5 protein-coding genes are annotated in these 4967 nt (G+C 41.1%); all 5 read left to right on the forward strand.

Annotated features, from left to right (window positions below; genetic code table 11):
* Positions 1–80: 80 nt before the first annotated feature.
* Complete coding sequence (locus tag RYK12_RS09870; RefSeq protein WP_314848817.1) at positions 81–1352, forward strand: extracellular solute-binding protein; 1272 nt, start codon at positions 81–83, stop codon at positions 1350–1352.
* A gap of 110 nt (positions 1353–1462) precedes the next feature.
* Complete coding sequence (locus tag RYK12_RS09875) at positions 1463–2755, forward strand: ABC transporter permease subunit (protein WP_314848818.1); 1293 nt, start codon at positions 1463–1465, stop codon at positions 2753–2755.
* Between the two features lies 1 nt (position 2756).
* Complete coding sequence (locus RYK12_RS09880) at positions 2757–3599, forward strand: sugar ABC transporter permease (protein ID WP_001065642.1); 843 nt, start codon at positions 2757–2759, stop codon at positions 3597–3599.
* A gap of 145 nt (positions 3600–3744) precedes the next feature.
* Positions 3745–4545, forward strand: coding sequence for a DUF1189 domain-containing protein (locus RYK12_RS09885; RefSeq protein ID WP_125410152.1), 801 nt, complete (start codon positions 3745–3747; stop codon positions 4543–4545).
* A 9-nt stretch (positions 4546–4554) separates the two neighbouring features.
* Positions 4555–4967, forward strand: a 413-nt coding sequence (locus tag RYK12_RS09890) for a LacI family DNA-binding transcriptional regulator (protein WP_314848820.1), incomplete at its 3' end; no start/stop codon positions are given.

Raw genomic sequence — 4967 nt, forward strand, 5'->3', positions numbered from 1 at the left:
TTGTGTTATACTAGTCCCATAAAGGAAAACGTTTGCGTTTCCTCATTATAAAATTTGTTATTCTTTAGGAGGAATACACTATGTCATCTAAATTCATGAAGAGCGCTGCTGTGCTTGGAACTGCTACACTTGCTAGCTTGCTTTTGGTAGCTTGCGGAAGCAAAACTGCTGATAAGCCTGCTGATTCTGGTTCATCTGAAGCGAAAGAAATCACTTTCTACGTTGAAGACCAATATAAAGCATTTGCTGAATCAGCTGCAAAAGCTTACGAAAAAGAAGCTGGAGTAAAAGTTACCATCAAAACAGGAGACCAAATGGGTGGGCTTGACAACCTTTCTCTAGATAACCAATCTGGTAAAGCTGCTGACGTTATGATGGCTCCATACGACCGTGTAGGTAGCCTTGGTACTGACGGACAACTTTCAGAAGTGAAATTGAGCGACGGCGCTAAAACAGATGATAAAACTAAATCTCTTGTAACAGCTGCTGATGGTAAAGTTTACGGTGCTCCTGCTGTTATCGAGTCACTTGTTATGTACTACAACAAAGACTTGGTAAAAGAAGCTCCAAAAACTTTTGCTGACTTAGAAAACCTTGCTAAAGATAGCAAATATGCCTTCGCTGGAGAAGATGGAAAAACTTCTGCTTTCCTAGCTGACTGGACAAACTTCTACTATGCATATGGACTTCTTGCTGGTAACGGTGCTTACGTATTCGGACAAAACGGTAAAGACGCTAAAGATATCGGTCTTGCAAACGACGGTTCTATCGCAGGTATCAACTACGCTAAATCTTGGTATGAAAAATGGCCTAAAGGTATGCAAGATACTGAAGGTGCTGGCAACTTAATCCAAACTCAATTCCAAGAAGGTAAAACAGCTGCTATCATCGACGGACCTTGGAAAGCTCAAGCCTTCAAAGATGCTAAAGTAAACTACGGTGTTGCAACTATCCCAACTCTTCCAAACGGAAAAGACTACGCTGCATTCGGTGGTGGTAAAGCTTGGATCATCCCATCAAGCACTAAGAACCTTGAAGGCGCTCAAAAATTTGTAGACTTCCTAGTTTCAACTGAAGAACAAAAAGCCTTCTACGATACAACTAACGAAATCCCAGCTAACACTGAAGCTCGTTCATATGCTGAAGGTAAAAACGATGAGTTGACAACAGCTGTTATCAAACAGTTCAAGAACGCTCAACCAATGCCAAACATCTCTCAAATGTCTGCAGTTTGGGATCCAGCGAAAACTATGCTCTTTGATGCTGTAAGTGGTAAGAAAGATGCGAAAACAGCTGCTAACGACGCTGTAACATTGATCAAAGAAACAATCAAACAAAAATTTGGTGAATAAAAAATTTGTTCAAGGGGGGTGGAAATCAAATCCCCCTTTGAATTTATCAATCAAAAACATATATAGTTTAGGTTTTAATTAGAAACCAGTATCCTATGAAAGGAGTTATTATGGAAAAGCAACAACCTAGTAAAGCAGCTCTGCTGTCTATCATTCCTGGGTTAGGACAGATTTACAATAAACAAAAAGCCAAAGGTTTTATCTTCCTTGGTGTAACCATCGTATTCGTCCTTTACTTCCTAGCACTTGCAGCCCCTGAATTGAGCAATCTCATCACTCTTGGTGACAAACCAGGTCGTGATAATTCCCTCTTTATGCTGATTCGTGGTGCCTTCCATTTAATCTTTGTAGTTGTTTATGTACTCTTTTATTTCGCAAATATCAAAGACGCACATACAACTGCCAAACACATTAACAATGGAATTCCAGTTCCACGTACCCTCAAAGACATGATCAAAGGGATTTATGAAAATGGCTTCCCTTACCTCTTAATCATTCCATCTTACATTGCCATGACTTTTGCGATTATCTTCCCAGTTATCGTAACCTTGATGATCGCCTTTACCAACTACGACTTCCAACACTTGCCACCAAACAAATTGTTGGACTGGGTTGGTTTGACCAACTTTACAAACATTTGGAGCTTGAGTACCTTCCGTTCTGCCTTTGGTGCCGTCCTTTCTTGGACTATCATCTGGGCTTTATCTGCCTCAACTTTACAGATCGTCATTGGTATCTTCACAGCTATCATTGCTAACCAACCATTTATCAAAGGAAAACGTATCTTCGGTGTTATTTTCCTTCTTCCTTGGGCTGTCCCAGCCTTCATCACTATCCTGACATTCTCAAACATGTTTAACGATAGTGTTGGTGCTATCAACACTCAAGTATTGCCAATCTTGGCTAAATTCCTTCCTTTCCTTGATGGTGCTCTTATTCCTTGGAAAACAGACCCAACTTGGACTAAGATTGCCTTGATTATGATGCAAGGTTGGCTTGGATTCCCATATATCTACGTTTTGACCTTGGGTATCTTGCAATCTATTCCTAACGACCTTTACGAAGCAGCTTATATTGACGGTGCCAATGCTTGGCAAAAATTCCGCAACATCACTTTCCCAATGATCTTGGCCGTTGCTGCACCTACTTTGATTAGCCAATACACCTTCAACTTTAACAACTTCTCTATCATGTACCTCTTCAATGGTGGAGGTCCTGGTAGTGTCGGAGGGGGAGCTGGTTCAACTGATATCTTGATCTCATGGATCTACCGTTTGACAACAGGTACATCTCCTCAATACTCAATGGCGGCAGCTGTTACCTTGATTATCTCTATCATTGTCATCTCAATCTCTATGATCGCATTCAAGAAACTACACGCATTTGATATGGAGGACGTCTAAGATGAATAACTCAATTAAACTCAAACGTAGACTGACTCAAACCCTTACTTACCTCTACTTGATTGGTCTATCAATCGTGATTATCTATCCACTGTTGATTACCATCATGTCAGCCTTTAAAGCAGGTAACGTCGCAGCCTTTAAACTTGATACTAACATCGACTTCAATTTTGATAACTTTAAAGGACTCTTTACTGAAACTCTATACGGTACTTGGTATCTCAATACCTTGATCATCGCCTTGGTTACCATGGCGGTTCAAACAAGTATCATCGTACTTGCTGGTTATGCCTACAGCCGTTACAACTTCTTGGCTCGTAAACAAAGTTTGGTCTTCTTCTTGATTATCCAAATGGTGCCAACCATGGCCGCTTTGACAGCCTTCTTCGTTATGGCGCTTATGTTGAACGCCCTTAACCACAGCTGGTTCCTCATCTTCCTATACGTTGGTGGTGGTATCCCGATGAATGCTTGGCTCATGAAAGGCTACTTCGATACAGTGCCAATGTCTCTAGACGAATCTGCAAAACTAGACGGTGCAGGACACTTCCGTCGCTTCTGGCAAATTGTTCTTCCACTTGTTCGCCCAATGGTTGCCGTACAAGCTCTCTGGGCCTTCATGGGACCTTTCGGGGACTACATCCTCTCTAGTTTCTTGCTTCGTGAGAAAGAATACTTTACTGTTGCCGTTGGTCTCCAAACCTTCGTCAACAATGCGAAGAACTTGAAGATTGCCTACTTCTCAGCAGGTGCTATCCTCATCGCCCTTCCAATCTGTATTCTCTTCTTCTTCCTACAAAAGAACTTTGTTTCAGGACTTACAAGTGGTGGCGACAAGGGATAATATATCCCCGCCACCCTTTTTCATTTTGAAGCTTGTGACTATAAAACTATCCTTGTAACAAGCAATTTTTCTCCTGGACTTGAAATAAAGCACATTTCTCTATATAATAATACTCATATAGAAAACACCTTTTAGAAAGATACCTATGCTTCCATATCCATTTTCCTATTTTTCAAGTATTTGGGGATTTCGTAAGCCCCTGTCCAAACGTTTCGGACTCAACTGGTTTCAGCTTCTCTTTACCAGTATCTTCCTTATCAGCTTGTCTATGGTACCTATTGCCATCCAAAACAGCTCGCAGGAGACTTATCCGCTAGAAACCTTTATCGATAATGTCTATGAACCATTGACAGATAAGGTTGTACAGGATCTCTCTGAACACGCTACAATTGTTGATGGCAAATTAACTTATACTGGAACAGCTAGTCAAGCGCCTTCTATCGTGATCGGTCCAAGTCAAAGTAAGGAATTACCTAAGGACTTGCAACTGCATTTCGATACGAATGAGCTCGTCATCAGCAAGGAAAGTAAAGAGCTGACCCGTATCTCTTACCGAGCGATTGAGACTGAGAGTTTCAAAAGTAAAGACAGCTTGACCCAAGCCATTTCTAAAGACTGGTATCAGCAAAATCGTGTCTATATCAGTCTCTTCCTAGTTCTCGGTGCTAGCTTCCTCTTTGGTTTGAATTTCTTTATCGTCTCTCTAGGAGCGAGTCTTCTCCTTTATATCACTAAGAAATCACGCCTCTTTTCATTTAGAACCTTTAAAGAGTGCTATCATTTTATCTTGAACTGTTTAGGATTACCAACTCTGATTACACTTATTTTGGGATTATTTGGCCAAAATATGACAACTCTGATTACTGTACAAAACATTCTTTTTGTTCTATATCTGGTCACTATCTTTTATAAAACGCATTTCCGTGATCCAGATTACCATAAATAGGAGATTTTTATGCCCGTTACGATTAAAGATGTGGCCAAGGCTGCTGGTGTTTCACCTTCAACCGTAACCCGTGTTATTCAAAATAAATCAACCATTAGCGACGAAACAAAAAAACGCGTTCGCAAAGCTATGAAGGAGCTCAATTACCACCCCAACCTCAACGCTCGTAGCTTGGTAAGCAGTTATACCCAAGTTATCGGCTTGGTGCTTCCTGACGACTCAGACGCCTTCTATCAAAATCCTTTCTTCCCATCTGTTCTCCGTGGTATCGCCCAAGTCGCCTCTGAAAACCACTATGCCATTCAGATTGCAACAGGTAAAGACGAAAAAGAGCGTCTTAAAGCTATTTCACAGATGGTTTACGGTAAACGTGTGGATGGTTTGATTTTCCTTTATGCCGAAGAGGAAGATCCCTTGGTCAA

The organism is uncultured Streptococcus sp., assembly GCF_963518475.1.
Lineage (GTDB): Bacteria > Bacillota > Bacilli > Lactobacillales > Streptococcaceae > Streptococcus.

What these genes read in the sequence shown, in the direction of transcription:
- RYK12_RS09870 (WP_314848817.1), top strand. Translation starts at nt 81, where the DNA reads ATGTCATCTAAATTCATGAAGAGCGCTGCTGTGCTTGGAACTGCTACA.
- RYK12_RS09875 (WP_314848818.1), top strand. Translation starts at nt 1,463, where the DNA reads ATGGAAAAGCAACAACCTAGTAAAGCAGCTCTGCTGTCTATCATTCCT.
- RYK12_RS09880 (WP_001065642.1), top strand. Translation starts at nt 2,757, where the DNA reads ATGAATAACTCAATTAAACTCAAACGTAGACTGACTCAAACCCTTACT.
- RYK12_RS09885 (WP_125410152.1), top strand. Translation starts at nt 3,745, where the DNA reads ATGCTTCCATATCCATTTTCCTATTTTTCAAGTATTTGGGGATTTCGT.